This is a genomic window from Acinetobacter sp. NBRC 100985, from assembly GCF_000241225.1.
Lineage (GTDB): Bacteria > Pseudomonadota > Gammaproteobacteria > Pseudomonadales > Moraxellaceae > Acinetobacter > Acinetobacter venetianus.
In genome coordinates, this window is the sequence record NZ_BAEB01000067.1 from 1 (window position 1) to 18182 (window position 18182).

Sequence of the window (18182 nt, forward strand, 5' to 3'; positions counted from 1 at the left end):
GTTAGTTCTACAATCCCAGCAGAATCAACATAGGCTATTTTGGATACCCAACGTGATTTGACGATCTTTTCCTGCTGAGTCCCCTCATGGATGCCTTTGTAACTGAATTTGCGCTCAAATAGGTTGCTAGCTGCGTTTTTAAGCCCCTCATAGGCCGCATGCTTATCTACATTAAACTGCTTCATATAATGATGAGCATGAACCTCTAACGTACTATTAGCGTCTACATGCTTGCTTAATTCTCTTGCCTGCACAATTGCCAGGAGAATCAGTCGTTGTTCTGTTGTATCCAAATTATAGCTGGCATTGATTAGTGCATTATCTTTAACTACGAGCTCATTTTGCACTGAGGCTTCCCCATGTAATTATGCAACTAGCATACATCAATAAATAGTGTAGGCACAAGGTGGGAAAATGTAGACTTAAAGGTGGGAAAATGTAGACTTAAAGGTGGGAAAATGTAGACTTAAAGGTGGGGAAATGTAGACTTAAAGGTGGGAAAATGTAGACTTATCAGCTCTAAAACACTTGCTATATAAGGCTTACAGCGGTCTTAAAAATAAAAATATTAAAAGTATTTAAAAATAAAAAGATTACTGCTTAAAAATTTAAGAAAATTTCTTGTCTTACGAGTATCAATTTACAGTGATGAATCGGTATAAGGAATAAACCTGGTTTAGGTGGGAAAATGTAGACTAATGCTAAGCCAAAGGAAAATAGGTAAAAAATTATCTTGGTGGGAAAAGGTATCGGTATAAAGAATTGAATGAATACTAAAGAAATAACTCTTTACTTGGTTGCACTGTAAAACTATATTAGATGCAAATTAGTTCTAAATTATACCTAAAATGATTGTATTAATTGGAAGCCAGAAAGGTGGATGTGGCAAATCTACAATAGCTATCAACATTGCTGCTTATCTTGCCAAACATAACAAAGACATCGTACTTGTTGATGCAGATCCTCAGCAAAGCTCAGCTAACTGGGTAAAAGACCGCGATGAAACCAGTCTACCCAAAGTACATTGTGTTCAACGCTATGGCGATATTAAGAATACACTGAAAGACCTAGATGGCCGTTATGACTATGTAATTGTCGATGTTGCTGGACATGACAGCAAAGAGCTTAGAACAGCAATGTTAACGGCACATTACCTGGTAGTACCATTTAGACCATCACAATTCGACTTGGATACTTTGCCTCATCTGTCAGAAGTCATTGACCAAGCCAAGTCCTTTAATGAGGAACTTAAGCCATTTGGATTACTAACATTGGCCCCAACAAATCCATCGGTGTCTGAAGTACAACAAGCCAATGATTATCTAGCTGACTTCCCACTGTTCACAGCGTTGTCATCAGTGATCCATGATCGCAAGGTTTATCGTGATGTCACTGCTGAAGGTAAAGGTGTAGTTGAATCCAATAATCCAAAAGCAATAGAAGAATTTGAGGCATTCATGGAGGAGCTTCTGGCATGATTAAGAAAAGAGAAACTACGAAACCTTTTTCTGAGGAAGCATTCATTAATGGTGCTAATGAACAGCTCACACCAAAATTAGACCCGAAAGCTTCTAGAAAATTTAAGACGCATACGATCCCGATGAATGAGTATGAGTACAAGTTATTAGCTGAACTGGCAGAGAAATATGGTCAAACCCATAATGGAATTATTAGATTTGCACTAAAGAAATTAAGTGAGGAATAACAACTAATATAGAACTTATTTGAAACTATTTTAGTTTCAAAAAACTTAATTGAATGTAGTAAAACCATAGTAGGCTGTTGATGTTCATCACAGACTAGACATTTTTATTGGTGAGAATACAGACAAGACACTTTAAATTGTTTCTAACATCTGAACTGCGCATAAGAGATTTTATGTTAAATAGCCCTCAACAGAGGGCTATTTTTAATACTAAAAATTACATGCTTTTAAGACATAAGGATTCATATGCTGCACCTTTAGCTAAAACAGTCTTCAGCTTACCATTCGTGGTTATTTGCAATAGTGCCAAATAGATTCATTTTCGATACTCTTACTTCAAAGCCAAAATTTTTCGGGCACCATTAAGTACGAATAAAGAAACCAGTATGCCAATGATTAAGTCTGGATAAGCTGATCCCGTCCACGCCACGAGTACACCGGCAAATATAACGCCCATATTTACGACAACGTCATTCGCCGAGAAAATCCAACTGGCTTTCATATGTGCGCCATCTTCTCGATGACCAGAAATAAGATATAAGCATGTCACGTTAGCTATAAGTGCGAGCAGGCCAATAACAATCATGAGCGTTGATTCTGGCTCGCTTCCAAACATGAATCGTCTAATGACATCAACAATCACGATAACAGCAAGTAATAACTGAATCCAACCTGCGAAATGGGCTGCTTTTATTTGATATTTCGCAGCTTTTCCGACGGCATATAGCGCAATACCATAAACGGCTGCATCGGCAAACATATCTAGAGAATCAGCAATCAATCCTGTAGACGCAGCAATAATACCGCTGATGAATTCTATAAAGAAAAGTAGAGCATTAATACCTAATAACAGTTTAAGTACTTTAGCTTGTCTCACAGGATCAGGTTCATTAGGTATATCGCCTGAAGAAAGCTGTGTTTCATCAAGTTTTGCCCCAAAACCCAGTCCTTCGAGTTTAGCCGTAATTTGCTGAATCCCTTCATTATGGAAGACTTTCAGTTTTCGATTGGGAAGATCAAAAGTAAGACCTTTAACTGCTTCAATATCTGCAAGAGCCATACGGACCATTTGCTCTTCAGCAGAGCAATCCATTTTAGGAATGGTGTAGGTACTTGTTTGCTTAGCCTGTTGATTGCTTATATAAGTTTCAGTCTTCACAAGCTTTGCACCAAGACCCAAAGCTTCAAGTTTGGTGGTTATATTTTCATCTTTTTGATTATGTAGAACCTTTAAAGAACGGTTAGGTAAATCAAAGATGAGTTTTTGAACACCATCAATTGAAGATAGCGCCATACGAACCATCTGTTCTTCCGCAGAACAATCCATTTTGGGAACTAAGTATTCACTCATGTAGTGCGAATCTTTTAAAACGTCTTCAGTGCTTAAATTTTCTTTGGGATCAGAACCATAACAGGATTGAGCGGTATCTTCACAACTGTTTGAAGTGTTACAGCAAGGAGATGAAGATTTTTTTTCTTCCTCTTCACCACAACAGCTAAGCGTATTATCACAATTCTTTGAATTGTTTGCTTCTGCAATTGATGGATGATTTTCTTGTTGAGATTTCTTATCTTCGCATGGTGTTTCTTTACTACATCCACAACCACTCATAATTATACCCATTAAAAAAATTATAAACTTTGAATATTAGAATCCCTATAGTTACTATAGAGTCAAGAATCTTTGGAAATACTAACTCAATGCATTTAAAAATTGGTGAACTCTCTAAAAAAACCTCATGTTCAGTATTAACAATTAGGTTTTATGAAAAGGAAGGTTTAATTCCGGAACCGGAAAGAACGGAAGGAAATTACCGCCTTTACGATGTAGGCTATATTGAGCGAATTAAATTTATTTTGAATTGCCGAACTTTAAATATGAGTTTGAATGAAATTCGTCAATTACTTACCTATAAAGACAAACCTGAGAAAAATTGTTCAGATGTGAATGAATTAATTGACTTACATGTCAGTGCTATCAGAGAAAATATAATCAAGCAACAAAAGCTTATTGAACAACTATCTGATTTAAGAGGTACTTGTGATGGTTTATGTACAATTGACCAATGTGGAGTTTTAAAAAATCTAGCTTGATTATCTAGACCTATGCTTTTTTCAAAAAATCGGCACTGTTGCAAATAACCACGAATGGTAAGCTGAAGACTGTTTTAGCTAAAGGTGCAGCATATGAATCCTTTCCATGGTCGGCATTTTCAGGGCGAAATCATTCTTTGGGCTGTGCGCTGGTATTGTAAATATGGCATTAGCTATCGTGAACTGCAGGAAATGCTGGCCGAACGGGGTGCGAATGTTGATCACACGAATATTTACCGTTGGGTTCAACGTTATACGAATCTAAAAATGGGAGCCTATAGCTCCCATTTTTATTGTTAAACGTTGAATCCTATATGTTTTCCTGTTGGAAGCTCTACATCAATACGGAGCTTCCCACCCATTGCCTCAACATACTTTTTCATGGTTGAAATCTTAAGATCATTGCCACGATTTTCTATTGCTGAAAGCGATGGCTGTTTTATTCCCAAAGTTTCAGCAAGCTCTTTTTGAGAAATTTCGAGTTCTTCACGAATAAGATGAAGCTGATTTTCTAGCAGTAATTCATCAGCCATTTTTTGAATACGGGCTGGGGATCTCTGGGTACAAGGCTCTCGCCAATTCAAAGACTTCGATGAGTATTTAGTGACTGCTGATAAATTTAATCAGCTAAAACAGTCCAATGAGTTACCTCTAACCATTACTACTGATTGTGATCTATATTTGCAAAGTCGCCTTTCACTATTGGAGCAGAAATTAGCAATCATTAATCGCATGGCAGCGACCAACGATTTGCCTGATGCGATGATCAATCAATCTGGTCTAAAAATAACACCTCTCGATGCCGTGGCTCCTGATACAGCCCAAACTTTAATTGACCAAACAGCAATGCTGTTACCACATATCAAGATCACCGAATTATTAATGGAGGTCGATGAATGGACAGGCTTTACTCGACACTTCACTCATTTGAAAACGGATGACACTGCGAAGGATAAAGCGTTATTGCTCACGACCATACTGGCTGATGCAATTAATTTAGGGCTGACGAAAATGGCCGAATCATGTCCTGGTACAACTTATGCCAAACTCTCATGGCTACAGGCTTGGCATATCCGTGATGAAACTTATTCAACGGCATTGGCCGAATTGGTGAATGCTCAATTGAAACAACCTTTCGCTGAAAACTGGGGAGATGGCACTACCTCCTCATCAGATGGCCAACGCTTCCGCGCAGGTGGCAGAGCTGAAAGTACAGGACATATCAATCCAAAATATGGCGCAGAGCCTGGAAGGTTATTTTATACACACATTTCTGATCAATACGCACCATTTAGCAGTAAGCTGATCAATGTGGGCGTTCGTGATTCAACCTATGTTCTTGATGGGCTGCTGTATCACGAGTCTGATTTACGCATCGAGGAACACTACACCGATACGGCTGGATTCACCGACCATGTTTTTGCACTCATGCACATGCTAGGGTTTCGATTTGCACCACGAATTCGTGATCTGGGCGATACGAAACTCTATATTCCAAAGTCAGACATAGACTATGCCGCACTTAAACCCATGATTGGCGGCACACTGAATATCAAACAGATTCGTACTCATTGGGACGATATTTTGCGTCTGGCCGCATCAATCAAGCAAGGGACTGTCACAGCGTCGCTAATGCTACGTAAACTCGGTAGTTATCCACGACAGAATGGTTTGGCATTGGCATTACGAGAGCTGGGGCGTATTGAGCGCACACTGTTTATCTTGGATTGGTTGCAAAGCGTAGAACTACGCCGTCGGGTTCAAGCTGGATTAAATAAAGGTGAAGCCCGTAATGCATTAGCGCGCGCCGTTTTCTTTTATCGATTGGGTGAGATTCGAGATCGAAGCTTTGAGCAACAGCGTTATCGAGCCAGTGGCTTGAATCTAGTGACCGCCGCCATTGTATTGTGGAACACGGTTTATTTAGAGAGAGCGACTAACGCCCTACGAGGGCATGGTCGCACAGTCGATGATACCTTGCTGCAATATCTGTCACCGCTGGGGTGGGAGCACATCAATTTAACTGGGGATTATCTATGGCGAAGCAAAGCCAAGATAGGTGGTGGAAAATTTAGGCCATTGCGCGCAATTGAAAAACCTTAGCGTGCTATATTTTCCGTTTCCTGAGACGACCCCTACAAGGGCCGTAAGCCGTCACTGACTCCTGAACAAGTGGCTCTGCTGCATCAACGTCTTGAATCTGGCGACTACAAAACCAAGCGAGCATTGGCGAAGGAGTTTGGGATTTCTGCGCCAACGCTGTATCGGTATCAGTAGTAGTTCCAGCTATTTGATATTATTTGTCTATCTATTGAAAATTTTTCTGAGTAAAACAGGGTCGGCATCCTGAACTGAGCTTGCTCCAATTTTATTTGCTGCTAACCGTAAACAGGAATCGACCGATACAAACCAACTTGCCATCAAGTAGTAACTGAACCGATACTGTCGTAATGCGCCGACCCGCACGAACAATACTGGGGACTGCCTGTAACGTACCTATAAATGCTGGCCGCAGGTAATCAAAGGTCATCGTGGAGCATAAGGGCAGCTCATTATCACCACGCTGACGGGCAAGATAGGCGGCGGCGGCCACTTCACCAAAACTCGCGAGAATGCCGCCATGAAACGTGCCAATCATCGGGTTGCCGATATGCGAATCACGAAAGTCCATAAAGTACTGTATTTCTCCATGTTGCATTTCCTCACGAAAACCTAGAAAATCGACAAAAGGCTCGTCACACAATTTTAGTGGGGGTGTTTCCGCGCTCATCTGATTTACTATACTCATATCACTCGCCTCGCGCTTCATTGCTGTCAAAAGAGGGTCCCATCGTGCCGATTGCGAAAGAACCAGTGACAGTAGCCAGTAGCTCACCACTGTCTTCTGCAACCGCTCGGCCCGTGATAAAGGCCACCGTATCGGTTCTACCAATGCAATCCACTATCGCCTTTAAACCTACCGCAGAGGGAATACGTCGCAAAAAATCGACACGCAAATCAATAGTGGCAATCGGCTCTAACGACCGCAATGACGAAAAAATAGATAAGCCGCAAGTCGTATCCAGCAGCGTCACCAAAGCCCCTCGATGCAGTGAGCCTTTACGGTCAGAGAGTTGCTCAGAGAAGGGCATCGTCATCTCGGCATGACCATCGCTCACTGCACCAACACTAATATTGAACATATTGAATAAAGGGTGATTAGTACCAAAAAACGCCTTAGCCATGGTCAGGTGTGCCGTGTTATTACTGTCCATTTTTGAACTCCCGCCATTGCTGGCTGATTTTATTGCGAAAAAATTAGCGGCACGTCTCAAAGTGCAAGGGCGGCATCTGTATAATTACGTTCGGCCTGCATCACCGCCACAATGGCCTCTTCAATGGCGGCATATGGAAAGTTTGTGCTTTCCGAGGCAGACTTCAAACACATGGCTAATGCCGTCCATGCTTTTTCGCAAGCCCTCATTAACAGGGGCAGTCGATATTGCTGTACACTTGCGTCATAGTGAACCGCTTCATCAAGGAATTCAGCGTACATTTTGCGGAAGCCGCCGCCACCTGTGCCACGCTTTTCAATAATTTGGTAGGCAAATCGGGTCGTCCAGTGCCAATCGCCTGTGGCTCCCCAACGACTCAGTTCGGCCAGCCATGTTTCCAGTGCCGATATGCCACTCACAGCTAATGACTTGGCGTTGTCATGGATGACACCGGTAATCATCTCGGGGGTAATTTCGCCTTGAAACGCGGTGGGCGTGAACATATTGCCATAGTGAATAAATGGGGGCTGTGTAGAAAAACGTGCGCGGGTCAGTGCCTCTCGCGTCACCGACAAAACACTCGGACGCTCGGTATCGGTGACAAATACCGCACCTGTCTCTGGATTTCTCGACCAAGCGGCTATGGCGTGACCGGGAAAGTGCGTGCTGCTGTTGAAGTAAGGTAAATAAAAAATATCCGTCAGCAACAGGGTGGGGTGACCCGCATCCAAACATTTCTCCAGCGCGGTGGCTGCCGATTCGGGTGACTCGAAGGTTTGCCACTCAAAGGGTATACCGATACTTTCAAATACGCGCGCTTCAAACCCCAAAGACCGCACATGCACTAAAAATGGCACAGGGGCGTCAGCCATTTCCAAATAGGTCACGCCAAGCCCTGAGCCTAATCCAAAGCACATGGCCTCGGAAATATTCAGCCCATTAAACTCGAGCAAATCACGAATTGCGGAGCTGCCACAATGCCTCCCGATGGCGTGCGTGATACGGGATGGAGTCTTATAGTTGGTCACAGGTTTTTTGCCTCTTCGTGAAAATCTGGATTAAGGATGCCTCTTGTCATCATCTGCCATATCGCATCCGCGATCTGTTCAAGATTGTACTTACCATTTTCTTTATACCAAGTGGCAGCCCAGTTTATTGCTCCTAGCCCAATCAGTCTTAACAGATCTGCATCCACATCGTTTCGGATACAACCATAAGACTGCAGATCATCAAGAATTGTCTGCCAATATCGCTCGTATCTGTCTCTCTCAGCAATAATCTGCTCACGTGCGACTCCATGTACCGAGCGCCACTCAAACAACAACACATAAACCATATCGTCACCCGACATAAGGATATCGACATGTGTCTGCAGTGCCGATTGCATTTTTTTGAGTGGATCTTGAATCGCGGAAGTCGCCTCAACAATCCTGTAAATAGTTCTCTCAATAGCAAGCCGCATCATATCAACCAAAATATCGTCTTTACTACGATAGCGGTAATGCAGACTGCCTGGAAGAATACCACAAGCACTGGCAATTTCTCGCACACTGGTACGCTCAAAACCCTTTTCTCGAAACAGCTTGGCAGAAGCGGCTAATACTCTCTCGCGGTCAGCAACTTCGACTCGCGTAGATTCACTACTCAACATAGTTTGACTCATAACATTATATCAATAAGACAGGTTACTCGACTTGGTCAAGTCGAGTCGAGTCTTTCACGGTCTCTCCTGATCTATACAGCTTTTGCAATGGGGACATTAAAAACAATTCGTGACGCTTCCATAGGGTCTTGATGCTTATCATATTCAGCCAGCCAAGAATTAACCTTTTCTGGGATTTCGGTGTCGCTAGGATGGAAACCTGGCTTAAACCAGTCCAGATAGCGTGGAATAAGTCTGGTAATCAGGCCACGTGGTCCATAGAGGCGATAAAATCCCTTAGCAAGCACCAATGGCTGACCTTGTAGTTTGTCAATTTTCAACATATGCCAAAGAACTGAGCCAACCACCGCATGTACCAGTAGCGTTCCGATAATCAAAGCAGATGCGCGGGTGAAATACCCCCCACCTGCCGCTGTTTCGTAAACATCAAAGGCTACTGTTTTGTGTTCGACTTCTTCTACCCCATGCCACATGAACATGGCACGCATTGCGGGATGAGCATTCTTGAACATCTCACCCTCACCCTCCATAGCACCCTCGCCTAGTACAGCAGTAATATGTTCAAAGGCAGCTGTCATGGCCAACAGATACTTGGCGGGCAGGTGTTTTTGGGAGAGCCGAATAAATAATTTGAATCTTGCGATGACCTTTTCGACATGAATGCCTTGCGACTGCATCACCGCATTATACTGGTCATGCACAATGCCATGTTGCGCTTCTTGGCGAAAAAAGTTTTTGATATCTTCTCTCAGTTTAGGATCTGTGACCAGATCCTGATAGTTACGCACCGACTGAATAAAAAAACGCTCTCCATCGGGGAAGTGAATAGAAAGTGCATCAAAGAAGCGTGTTAACACCGGGTCACCGTCGTTCCAAAAAACTGGAACATCACTTAAATCAAACCGCGGCTTACGTGGCTGGATATTGATCATATGAGTCATGGCGAGAGTTTCCTTGTAAAGGCATCGAATGTCTGTAAACCTGCTATCACATTTGACCTTGAGCAATATTTTTCACCTTGGTCAGGCACAGCAAATATCACACAAGAATTCAACGGGTATTGGTCAAATGACCAAATGCATATTTTGAATATATATTGGTCGATTGACCAAATGTCAAGCCTGTCCTCAAAATTTGATAGAATGAGTTAACAACGCAGCAGGTGAGCCAGATCATCTTTGACATCGAATATAGCTACCAGACCTTTTGGCAGAGGTGTTTTTTTAATGTTAGTTTTTTTACATTAGAGTGTGTTGACGTTTGAAAATATTGATTGCAAATTGGAGGCAGACTCAGAGAATTAAAGCTCTCCCCATCCGAGTCCACCATGCCACGCTTTATGCTGAACGACCAACATTGAGCAAAGATTTCTCCTATGCTCAAGCAACAGGACATTGATCACAAACCAAATTTACGGCTCACCGTAGAAGCCATGCTCTACAGAATGTGGGTGAAATGTCCATGGCTAGACCTACCTCCTGACTGAGTTTGGTCAGCAGCCTAATCTCTACAAAAGATACAACGACTGGTCAGCAAAAGGTTTTTTCCAAAGCATACTCAGGGTTTTATCTACTGACTCTGATATAGAGTAGGGGTTATGGATAGCAATTACGTCAAGGCACATCAACATAATGCACGTGCTGCAACTCACGATCAGGAGGCGATTGGCTTAAGTCGAGGTAGCAAGACAAGTAAGATCCATCTTGCCGTAGATGGGTATGGATTACCCATCGTGTTTGCGATCACGGGTGGTGAATTACACAAAGCCAAAGCTGCACCTGACTTGCTCTCACAGGTATCTATCGATGCCATTCTGATTAACATCTGAATCAGCGTAATGCAAATCTAGCCTGATGTAGTTTTAAGCTACCCCATCAACGCCTGTACCGCAATCGACTCATCCGCCAACCGCAGTGGATCGACCGCCGTACCAGCCGTGATCAGCTTTTTGCTTAGCATAAACTCCTGCGGACGATTCACACAATCCGCCGCAATCAGGCGACCCGCCTGCAAATAAAACGCTGCAAAGCTACGCCTTTGCTGCACATCACCCCGAATCACGATCTGATCATACCCCTGACTGAGTCCCGCAATCTGCAACTTTAGATCATACTGATCTGACCAAAACCAAGGCAAACTCTTCGAGGTCCGCTGTAAGCCACACAAGGTCGCCGAGGCAATTTTGGCCTGTTCATTGGCGTTTGGTACCGACTCCAAGCGCATCCGCCGCTGATAAATCGGATTAAACGCATTGGCACAATCCCCGATGGCCACAATCTCTGGCGCACTGGTACGGCAATACTCATCAATCACAATACCATTGTCCACCTGCAAGCCCGCGTCCAGCGCCAACTCGATATTCGGTACAACCCCGACCCCGATGATCACCAGATCTGCATCGAACATCGAACCATCGGCACACAGCACCGCTTGCGCCCGCCCCTCACCCGTGATCGCCGTGACCGACACACCGGTATGAATCGTCACACCCTGTTCGCGATGAATCCGCGTATAAAAGTCCGACACTTCCGGTGCAGTTACCCGCTGCAAAATCCGCTCGGCGGCTTCCAAGACCACCACCTGCATGCCCTGCTCGGTCAATGCGGCGGCTGTTTCAAGACCGATATAGCCACCACCGATCACCACTGCTTTGCCGTTGGGTTGTACAAATGGCTGGATAGCCTGTACATCGCTGATATTTCTAAGATAATGCACACCTGCCAAATCAGACCCAGCCAGCGACACCGTCCTGACTCGTGCACCGGTACACAGCGCCAACTGGTCATACGCAAGCGTACTGCCATCTTGTAGTGTCACGCTGCGCGCTGCCCGATCAATCGCAACCACCCGCCCGTGCCGAAATTCGATCTGATTTTTTTGATAAAAAGCGGCTGGCCGAATCAATAACTCATCGACCAGTTGTGCACCGCATAAAAAGGTCTTGGACAACGGCGGTCGATGATACGGCAAATACGGCTCATCGCCGATCACCACAATCTCGCCCTGCCAGCCATCTGGCCGCAGACTTGCCGCCAACTGCGCCGCAGCATGACTTGCGCCAATGATGACGATTGTTTGCATATGAATTCACTCAGTTCATGGTTGATGCACAGCATCAATTGTTGCCGACGACAGTTGCAAAATGCCTCTGTCGCCTATTTTGATACCTACGCTTTGGCAGTCAGTTTGACCATCATCTTGGCATAGCCGCGCACAAAGTTAGACTGCACCAACTCTGGCTCACCCAATACCTCAATATTGTCGAAGCGAAGCAATAACTCCTCCCACAGAATCCGCAACTGCATCTCGGCCAAGCGATTGCCCATACAGCGATGCACACCAAAGCCAAATGACAAATGATTGCGTGCACCTTTACGATCAATCAAAAACGCATCTGGCTGTTCAATCACCCGCTCGTCACGATTGCCCGAGGCATACCACATTAAGATCTTGTCGCCCTTACGGATGGTTTGGCCGTGCATCTCGATGTCTTGCTTGGCGATGCGACGCATATACGCCAGTGGGGTCTGCCAGCGAATGATCTCGGACACCATATTTGGAATCAGGCTCGGTTGGTTTTTCAGTTTGACAAACTGCTCAGGAAACAGGTTCAGCGCATATACCCCGCCGGTCATGGAGTTCCGCGTGGTGTCATTCCCACCGACAATCAGCAAGGCCAAATTGCCCAAAAACTCCATCGGACGGTGAATCAAATCCTTGGTATCGTCATTGCTCAGCATTAAGCTAATCAAATCAAATCCCATCGGCTCACCTGCCGCTTGCTGAGCCGCCTTGGCATGCCACAGCGCGGCAAACTGCTTGGCCATATCAGCGGCGGCATTAAAAAGCACATCGTTGTCGCTAATCTCACCGCCCGTGGCTTCTGCGCTGCCCGCCAACGTATCAGACCAGTACACCAGCTTGTGCCGCTGTTCATACGGAAAATCTAACAAGGTCGCCAGCATGCGTGCGGTGATTTCTTTGGACACCCGCTCCACCCAATCAAACGGCGTATCGAGCGGCAAATCATCCAAAATCTCTTGTACCCGACTGCGGATCAGCCCTTCCATTTCTTTTAAATTTTTCGGTGCGACCACACCTTGTACCGCTTGACGCTGCACATCGTGCTTAGGCGGATCCATTGCAATAAACATTTCCACATCCAGTCCGGCGGGCGGCTTGCCAATCACAATCACCGGTTCCGCCGAAAACAGCTCGTGGGATTTGTCCACGAACACAATATCGTCATAACGGGTAATCGACCAAAATGCACCGAATGGACTGCTTTTTTGGTAATGAACAGGACGCTCGTCGCGTAGCCGCTTAAAGTATGACTGCCATTGATGCTGTCGATATAAAAACGGATTGCTCATATCGATGTCTTCGAGCTTGAGCGTGGCAACATCGGGGATTGGCTTTTCTACAAAATCAGGGAACGGTTGCGCCTGTGTCACCCGTTGCTTGACCTTTTGGAACACCTGCATGCCTTTCACTTGTAAATGCATGGGTATCGGCAGCAGGGCTGAAATTTGGTTTAGTGTGGCTTGCATGTTTTTCATGATTCATTCCTCAATGATGATGCTTAACAGCTGTTGAAATCTGCCGTCACTACATTTGAAACTCAGGCAAATGCACCACCATGCCATCCATTGCATCGGACAATTGAATCTGGCACGCCAAACGAGACGACGCCGTACCTTCTGGTACCATCTCTAGCATGCGCGCCTCTTCGTCATTGGGCTGTCCTGTCGCCGCCAGCCAAGCACCGTCAACGATCACATGACAGGTTCCACAAGCACATTCGCCACCGCAATCTCCATCAATGCCGGATACGCCGTGATCGATAGCCAGTTGCATCAGCGACTTGCCCGCTTCGATGTCAAGTACGGTGGCGGTACCGTCATACTCGATCAATGTAATTTGACCCATTATTACTACTCCTGTGTGGTATACGGTTGCTGGTGACGCCGATGAAAATAGCCATCCCTCTTTACTCATAATAGACATGTATCCATACTGCTTACAGGTCTCTTGTTGACAATATAGGGTCATTAAAAGACGATTATGGCGCTGTAGCCCCATCGTCGATTGCATTTTTCTAGTCGATGTTCTTTCATACTGGTCTGTTATTGAGGTGTTTGAGCCATGTTGCATCCAAGTCTGCTGACTGGTCTCGCCAGTACAAGTGAATCTGCTAATATCCCCTGTAGCTATACCCGTCTGATTGGCCGAGAGCTGGACTTGCAGGCGCGTGACCTACCTAAACTATTAAAATTCACCACGCTGACCGCTGAACAACTGATGCGTGACGACACGATGATCACGGCCAGCCAACAGATTCAAATCTTACAAAATAGCTTGGAGTTGTCCGCATCCGATCAGTTTGGCTTGCGTTTAGGGCAGCGGCTCACGCCGTCAACACATGGCTCGATGGGCTTTTTAATCAATAGCAGCCCGAACTTATTGGCCGTGTTACAAGCGTTTCAAACTTTTTTGCCGACCCGTATGAGTTTGATTAGGCTCGAAACACACACCAATGCTGAGTGGACGACCTGCTTGATTTTCTTTGAGCAGACCTTGAGTCATGCAGTACATCGGCTACTGTCCGAAACTGTTGCGGTGATTTTTTCGGAATGTGCCGAATTTATTGTTGGACGACCGCTGACCGAGGCGGTGATTCAGTTTAGCCATCCCGCCCCCGATCATCATGCCTGTTACGCGGATTATCTTGCCGGTACCTATCAGTTTGATCAGCCACAACTGTCGATCCGAGTGCCGACCGAGTTGTGCTTGATTGCCAATGCATCCGCGCAGCACGATAGCTATCTGCTGGCGATGCAACAATGCGAAATGATCCTCAACCGGCTCAAGACCCAACAACACAGCACCACCTACCAAGTGCAAAAAGCCATGCTGTCCTATCCGCTCGGGCAACTGAGTGAAGAGGATCTGGCTGCAGCCTTGTTTATGAATAAGCGTACGCTGGCCAGACGTCTGGTCAAAGAGAACACGAGTTACCGGCTGATTCGAGATCGGATTTTATCTGAGAAAGCCAGTAGTTATTTACATGACCCTCAAATATCGGTCGAGGCAATTGCCAGCTTACTGAATTACCACGACTCTGCTAATTTTCGGCGCGCGTTTAAACGCTGGTTTGGTGTATCACCAAGTGCTTATCGGCGAAAAATCACCCATCGGCAAGAAGAAAATGACCTGAGAGAATGAGGTTGTTCGTATGATTGTTAATACGTTGAAACATCAATACGCCCTAGAAAAATACCTTAAAACGCTATGTCAGAGATGGCAATCATATGGCAGCCCTCCACTTCCAATCCGATAACCTCAACTCAACCCAACGCTTGCAACCCGCTGTGAACTCTGTAGAGGTTTTAATTCCCATTGCAGCCCATCCACCGTCAATGTCTTCAGTTAGGGGTGGGTCTCGTAGTACAGGAAACAGATGCGATTGCTACAGTTCCTTATTATTTGAGCGAAGTACTGCTATCACGAGGCAACCTGAAGATTTTTGATGCACCGATTATTTTTCCGTCATATTCAGTCAAGCAATATTGGCACATGTCCTGTCATCATAAAATTAGTCATCAATGGCTACGCCATACCTTCTATGAAATTTTAAGAAAATAGCGAACAGATCATTATTTGCAAATTTTTCTTTTAAAAAGAGAAAAGCTACCTTAAAGGTGGCTTTTCAGAAGCTGATTTTTTAGCAGTAATTCATCTGCCATTTTTTGAATACGGGCTTGGCCTCTGGAGAGCGACTAGCTAACAATTTTTGTAGAATCTTAGCCATTCGATTTATCTCCTAAGTAGTGAGATGAAGTTGGTATTTTTCATCTGCATGAATAACCACCAAAATTCTAGATATAAGACAAACCTATTCTTAAGATGACTGATTCGAATACAAGATATCTTGCAAGAGTCACTTATCGTATTTTATAAGCTTTAATGTATCTTTAAAGTACACCCATTCGGATACAGTTAATTTAGGCTATATTTGTATTCTTTTATTGTATTTAATTGGTGTATTTATTATAGTCTAATAAGCAAAAGAATACACATAAGGGTACAACAGTGGCTGAAGTAGCGTACAAACGGGTAAGTACGGCAGATCAAAATACAGCACGACAGCTAGAGGGCAAGACCTTTGACAAAATTTTTGAAGACAAGGTAAGCGGTAAGGATACCAACAGACCTCAATTACAGGCGATGCTCGATTACGTCAGAGAAGGTGATGTAGTCCATGTACACAGCCTGGATCGTTTGGGGCGTAATACGGCAGACCTGCTGCAATTGGTGGAGCAACTCAAGATTAAAGGCGTGACTGTCCATTTTCACAAAGAAGGCATGATCTTTTCGGCAGATACCAATAATCCAATGCACCAGCTAATGTTCACGATGCTGTCAGGCTTTGCACAGTTTGAGCGTGAGTTGATCAGAGAGCGTCAGCGTGAAGGGATTGCAATTGCCAGAGCTGAAAACAAGTATCAGGGACGTAAGAAGACTATTGATGACGCTGCAATTCGTGCAGCTATGGTAAAGCCTGATGCTAGTTACAGGAAAGTGGCAAAAGAGCTGGGTGTAAGTCTAAGCACAGTACAAAGGGCAATGAAGGGAGGCTAAGCTCCCTTTCTTGGTCTCCCTGATTTACTTTTTTGTGGGATTTGCCCTTTACTGAAAGCGCGATTTTTAGAATTAAACATTACTGAACGAATGAGATAATCTTTCTTTACTAGATACATGGCAGTTGCTATGACGTTATCCCTGAGATCCTCTTCATGATGGCTAATCATGCCTATGCCTAGATTTTTATACTTTTCCTTATTGGCATTGCAATTCCAATATAAGCCATCTCCTTGGGTAATCTCATTATTCCATAGCTCGCCTATATCTTGAGCTATTGTGATGTCTTCACGATGCTCAGAGCCATCTAAGAAAAACATCATGTGGAAATGGAAAGATTTTATCTCGGTATATTCCAATTTCCACATATAGCCTATAAAGCCTTTTGAATATTGCTTCTTGAGAGACTTAAGAAGCACCTTTCTATGTTCTTGAACATCAAGCGACCATGCCTTTAAAGCTTCAAGTTTGTGTCCTTGTTTTGACAATGGTTTATTTGAAATATTGGTGGTGATCTTTCTAAAAAGCCCTTTCCGGTAGCTTAAGTCTATTCGGATTACTAAAAGCCTTGAACGGTAATCAAATAGTCCGTTGATATATTTTCGTACTTCCTTTTTATATTCACTGTCATATTTTCTCTGCTGTGCAATTTCTTTTTTAAAAGCATCAGATTGTAGTCCTTTCTTTAGAGCAGCTAGGAAAGCTATATCATCAAATTTTCTGTATTCAGTTTTGGTTTTCAAATAGAGATTTACGTAAGGTGAAAACTTGCTATCAGGAAAGTTTTCTTCCAGGTCATTTATATATTGGTCTGTTCTGTACCATACGAGCTTTTGGTATTTTTTTAAGATAAAGCTATATCCGGATGGATCTGCTAACAGCTGCTCATTTTCACTCTTTAGTTCTTTCAGTGATTCTTCTATTACATGAAGTTGGTTGTAAGTACGATAATTAATATCATCTATTGTTAACTGATTATTATCAGTAATAATTGGATACATATCGTCTAGGAAATATGTATTGGATTCTGAAGTATCCATGTAGGTATAACTCCAATATCATTATGTCTATGATATTAAAGATAATATATAAATGATAATTAATCTCAATAACATAAACTACAGAAATAAATATTTATTTTTCATACCCTTAGATACTATATATATCAATACTTTCCATTGTGGTTAAAAATCATACAGTTAGTAGGATAATAGCGAGTTGTAGGTATAAAAAACTAGTATGATTGATTAATCCTACTAGTTTTAATTTAATATTGTCAATACCTATTTACTTAGATGCACACATACAATTCAGTTTCACTAAATAATTGTGTTCTTGTGAAAGAATGATAGGACTTCAGAGGGGGATTTTCTGGAATGAGGGAATTTGCCAAATGGCAATTGCGTAATCGGGACTCCGAGTCGCGTGAAGGCATAGATTGCAAATAATTTCAGATATACATCATCTACATGAACAGTGAATGTTTATTCCTACATTCAAAGGCTTATCAGACGGTAAGCCTTTTTTCATTTCTAGAGGTATATCTTATGAACATTACATGCCCGTATTGCCATTCTGAAAACGTCAGCCGTGTGATTGACCAGCAGTCCTCCAATAACCGCAGTATGTCTTCAATGACCGGTGCCGGGATTGGTGCCAGCATTTCCAAAAGCCTGCCGCTGCCGATCTCGCCCTGGATGGGTGGGATTGCCGGGGCTGTGGTCGGTGGACTGATTGACAGCTTCATCCAGCCATCCAGACCCGTAGCGGCACCGATCCGCTACTTCCATTGCCATCATTGCCAGCGCAATTTTGATTAACCGGC

General features: G+C 43.8%; 19 protein-coding genes and 4 pseudogenes. 11 read left to right on the forward strand and 12 right to left on the reverse strand.

Annotated features, from left to right (window positions below; translation table 11 throughout):
• The coding region (locus ACT4_RS16640; protein WP_007484263.1) for a RepB family plasmid replication initiator protein at window positions 1-347 on the reverse strand (347 nt) is incomplete at its 3' end.
• A 501-nt stretch (window positions 348-848) separates the two neighbouring features.
• Here ACT4_RS16640 and ACT4_RS16645 point away from each other — a divergent pair.
• Window positions 849-1478, forward strand: coding sequence for an AAA family ATPase (locus ACT4_RS16645; RefSeq protein ID WP_005021162.1), 630 nt, complete (start codon window positions 849-851; stop codon window positions 1476-1478).
• On the forward strand, window positions 1475-1705 hold the full coding sequence (locus ACT4_RS16650) for a hypothetical protein (protein ID WP_004658732.1): 231 nt from the start codon (window positions 1475-1477) through the stop codon (window positions 1703-1705). Before ACT4_RS16645 ends, ACT4_RS16650 begins: the two co-directional genes overlap by 4 nt.
• A 331-nt stretch (window positions 1706-2036) precedes the next feature.
• Here ACT4_RS16650 and ACT4_RS16655 read toward each other — a convergent pair whose 3' ends face one another.
• Window positions 2037-3317: a cation transporter gene (locus ACT4_RS16655; RefSeq protein WP_007484275.1), complete on the reverse strand. Its 1281-nt coding sequence runs from the start codon at window positions 3315-3317 to the stop codon at window positions 2037-2039.
• 89 nt (window positions 3318-3406) lie between these two features.
• Between ACT4_RS16655 and cadR the strand changes: the two genes are divergently transcribed.
• Both cadR and ACT4_RS16665 read left to right on the forward strand, forming a co-directional pair.
• Window positions 3407-3799, forward strand: a complete 393-nt coding sequence (gene cadR / locus ACT4_RS16660) for a Cd(II)/Pb(II)-responsive transcriptional regulator (protein ID WP_007484277.1) — start codon at window positions 3407-3409, stop codon at window positions 3797-3799.
• 93 nt (window positions 3800-3892) lie between these two features.
• Window positions 3893-4054, forward strand: a pseudogene (locus tag ACT4_RS16665) (IS6 family transposase); the annotation flags it as partial.
• Window positions 4055-4095: 41 nt separating this feature from the next.
• Here ACT4_RS16665 and ACT4_RS16670 read toward each other — a convergent pair.
• On the reverse strand, window positions 4096-4332 hold the full coding sequence (locus tag ACT4_RS16670) for a helix-turn-helix domain-containing protein (protein WP_007484279.1): 237 nt from the start codon (window positions 4330-4332) through the stop codon (window positions 4096-4098).
• A 7-nt stretch (window positions 4333-4339) separates the two neighbouring features.
• Between ACT4_RS16670 and ACT4_RS16675 the strand changes: the two are divergent.
• Window positions 4340-5902, forward strand: a pseudogene (locus tag ACT4_RS16675) (Tn3-like element ISAcsp1 family transposase); the annotation flags it as partial.
• Window positions 5903-5953: 51 nt separating this feature from the next.
• Window positions 5954-6076, forward strand: a pseudogene (locus tag ACT4_RS17050) (helix-turn-helix domain-containing protein); the annotation flags it as partial.
• Between the two features lie 91 nt (window positions 6077-6167).
• On the opposite strand, the gene ACT4_RS16680 reads toward ACT4_RS17050, so the two are convergent.
• From ACT4_RS16680 to ACT4_RS16700, 5 genes are all read right to left on the reverse strand, one after another.
• Window positions 6168-6587 (reverse strand): PaaI family thioesterase, encoded by a 420-nt coding sequence (locus tag ACT4_RS16680; RefSeq protein ID WP_000029507.1) that lies wholly within the window; start codon window positions 6585-6587, stop codon window positions 6168-6170.
• Window position 6588: 1 nt separating this feature from the next.
• On the reverse strand, window positions 6589-7053 hold the full coding sequence (locus ACT4_RS16685; protein ID WP_000378064.1) for a PaaI family thioesterase: 465 nt from the start codon (window positions 7051-7053) through the stop codon (window positions 6589-6591).
• 56 nt (window positions 7054-7109) lie between these two features.
• Window positions 7110-8081: a BtrH N-terminal domain-containing protein gene (locus ACT4_RS16690; protein ID WP_000186299.1), complete on the reverse strand. Its 972-nt coding sequence runs from the start codon at window positions 8079-8081 to the stop codon at window positions 7110-7112.
• On the reverse strand, window positions 8078-8704 hold the full coding sequence (locus ACT4_RS16695; RefSeq protein ID WP_000952904.1) for a TetR/AcrR family transcriptional regulator: 627 nt from the start codon (window positions 8702-8704) through the stop codon (window positions 8078-8080). Before ACT4_RS16695 ends, ACT4_RS16690 begins: the two co-directional genes overlap by 4 nt.
• 83 nt (window positions 8705-8787) lie before the next feature.
• Window positions 8788-9657, reverse strand: a complete 870-nt coding sequence (locus ACT4_RS16700) for a metal-dependent hydrolase (protein ID WP_000149466.1) — start codon at window positions 9655-9657, stop codon at window positions 8788-8790.
• Window positions 9658-10313: 656 nt separating this feature from the next.
• Between ACT4_RS16700 and ACT4_RS16710 the strand changes: the two genes are divergently transcribed.
• A complete protein-coding gene (locus ACT4_RS16710; protein WP_004656998.1) occupies window positions 10314-10544 on the forward strand; it encodes an IS5 family transposase in 231 nt (76 codons plus the stop codon).
• Window positions 10545-10582: 38 nt separating this feature from the next.
• Here ACT4_RS16710 and ACT4_RS16715 read toward each other — a convergent pair whose 3' ends face one another.
• From ACT4_RS16715 to ACT4_RS16725, 3 genes are all read right to left on the reverse strand, one after another.
• Window positions 10583-11797, reverse strand: coding sequence for an NAD(P)/FAD-dependent oxidoreductase (locus ACT4_RS16715; protein WP_001193555.1), 1215 nt, complete (start codon window positions 11795-11797; stop codon window positions 10583-10585).
• Window positions 11798-11883: 86 nt separating this feature from the next.
• Window positions 11884-13275 (reverse strand): cytochrome P450, encoded by a 1392-nt coding sequence (locus ACT4_RS16720; RefSeq protein WP_004658516.1) that lies wholly within the window; start codon window positions 13273-13275, stop codon window positions 11884-11886.
• 49 nt (window positions 13276-13324) lie between these two features.
• On the reverse strand, window positions 13325-13645 hold the full coding sequence (locus ACT4_RS16725) for a 2Fe-2S iron-sulfur cluster-binding protein (RefSeq protein ID WP_004658513.1): 321 nt from the start codon (window positions 13643-13645) through the stop codon (window positions 13325-13327).
• A gap of 216 nt (window positions 13646-13861) precedes the next feature.
• Between ACT4_RS16725 and ACT4_RS16730 the strand changes: the two genes are divergently transcribed.
• The 3 genes and pseudogenes from ACT4_RS16730 to ACT4_RS16735 all read left to right on the forward strand — a co-directional run bounded on the left by ACT4_RS16730 (window position 13862) and on the right by ACT4_RS16735 (window position 16357).
• The gene (locus ACT4_RS16730; RefSeq protein WP_004658508.1) at window positions 13862-14941 is read left to right on the forward strand and encodes an AraC family transcriptional regulator; all 1080 of its coding nucleotides are present in this window, start codon (window positions 13862-13864) and stop codon (window positions 14939-14941) included.
• A 204-nt stretch (window positions 14942-15145) separates the two neighbouring features.
• Window positions 15146-15361 (forward strand): annotated as a pseudogene (locus ACT4_RS17060) (LysR family transcriptional regulator); the annotation flags it as partial.
• Between the two features lie 447 nt (window positions 15362-15808).
• Window positions 15809-16357, forward strand: coding sequence for a recombinase family protein (locus ACT4_RS16735; protein ID WP_004889330.1), 549 nt, complete (start codon window positions 15809-15811; stop codon window positions 16355-16357).
• Here the strand turns inward: ACT4_RS16735 and ACT4_RS16740 are convergent.
• Window positions 16354-17397, reverse strand: coding sequence for an inovirus-type Gp2 protein (locus ACT4_RS16740; RefSeq protein ID WP_007484304.1), 1044 nt, complete (start codon window positions 17395-17397; stop codon window positions 16354-16356). The two genes, ACT4_RS16735 and ACT4_RS16740, sit on opposite strands and share 4 nt — an antisense overlap.
• 507 nt (window positions 17398-17904) lie before the next feature.
• On the opposite strand from ACT4_RS16740, the gene ACT4_RS17065 reads away from it, so the two are divergent.
• Window positions 17905-18177, forward strand: coding sequence for a hypothetical protein (locus tag ACT4_RS17065; RefSeq protein WP_004889335.1), 273 nt, complete (start codon window positions 17905-17907; stop codon window positions 18175-18177).
• The last annotated feature ends 5 nt before the right edge of the window (window positions 18178-18182 follow it).

Coding starts and splice junctions, on each gene's coding strand:
- ACT4_RS16680 (WP_000029507.1), bottom strand. CDS start 6,587: ATGAGTATAGTAAATCAGATGAGCGCGGAAACACCCCCACTAAAATTG.
- ACT4_RS17065 (WP_004889335.1), top strand. CDS start 17,905: ATGAACATTACATGCCCGTATTGCCATTCTGAAAACGTCAGCCGTGTG.
- cadR (WP_007484277.1), top strand. CDS start 3,407: ATGCATTTAAAAATTGGTGAACTCTCTAAAAAAACCTCATGTTCAGTA.
- ACT4_RS16710 (WP_004656998.1), top strand. CDS start 10,314: ATGGATAGCAATTACGTCAAGGCACATCAACATAATGCACGTGCTGCA.
- ACT4_RS16700 (WP_000149466.1), bottom strand. CDS start 9,657: ATGACTCATATGATCAATATCCAGCCACGTAAGCCGCGGTTTGATTTA.
- ACT4_RS16670 (WP_007484279.1), bottom strand. CDS start 4,332: ATGGCTGATGAATTACTGCTAGAAAATCAGCTTCATCTTATTCGTGAA.
- ACT4_RS16655 (WP_007484275.1), bottom strand. CDS start 3,317: ATGAGTGGTTGTGGATGTAGTAAAGAAACACCATGCGAAGATAAGAAA.
- ACT4_RS16650 (WP_004658732.1), top strand. CDS start 1,475: ATGATTAAGAAAAGAGAAACTACGAAACCTTTTTCTGAGGAAGCATTC.
- ACT4_RS16740 (WP_007484304.1), bottom strand. CDS start 17,397: ATGGATACTTCAGAATCCAATACATATTTCCTAGACGATATGTATCCA.
- ACT4_RS16715 (WP_001193555.1), bottom strand. CDS start 11,797: ATGCAAACAATCGTCATCATTGGCGCAAGTCATGCTGCGGCGCAGTTG.
- ACT4_RS16645 (WP_005021162.1), top strand. CDS start 849: ATGATTGTATTAATTGGAAGCCAGAAAGGTGGATGTGGCAAATCTACA.
- ACT4_RS16725 (WP_004658513.1), bottom strand. CDS start 13,645: ATGGGTCAAATTACATTGATCGAGTATGACGGTACCGCCACCGTACTT.
- ACT4_RS16730 (WP_004658508.1), top strand. CDS start 13,862: ATGTTGCATCCAAGTCTGCTGACTGGTCTCGCCAGTACAAGTGAATCT.
- ACT4_RS16720 (WP_004658516.1), bottom strand. CDS start 13,275: ATGAAAAACATGCAAGCCACACTAAACCAAATTTCAGCCCTGCTGCCG.
- ACT4_RS16695 (WP_000952904.1), bottom strand. CDS start 8,704: ATGTTGAGTAGTGAATCTACGCGAGTCGAAGTTGCTGACCGCGAGAGA.
- ACT4_RS16685 (WP_000378064.1), bottom strand. CDS start 7,053: ATGGACAGTAATAACACGGCACACCTGACCATGGCTAAGGCGTTTTTT.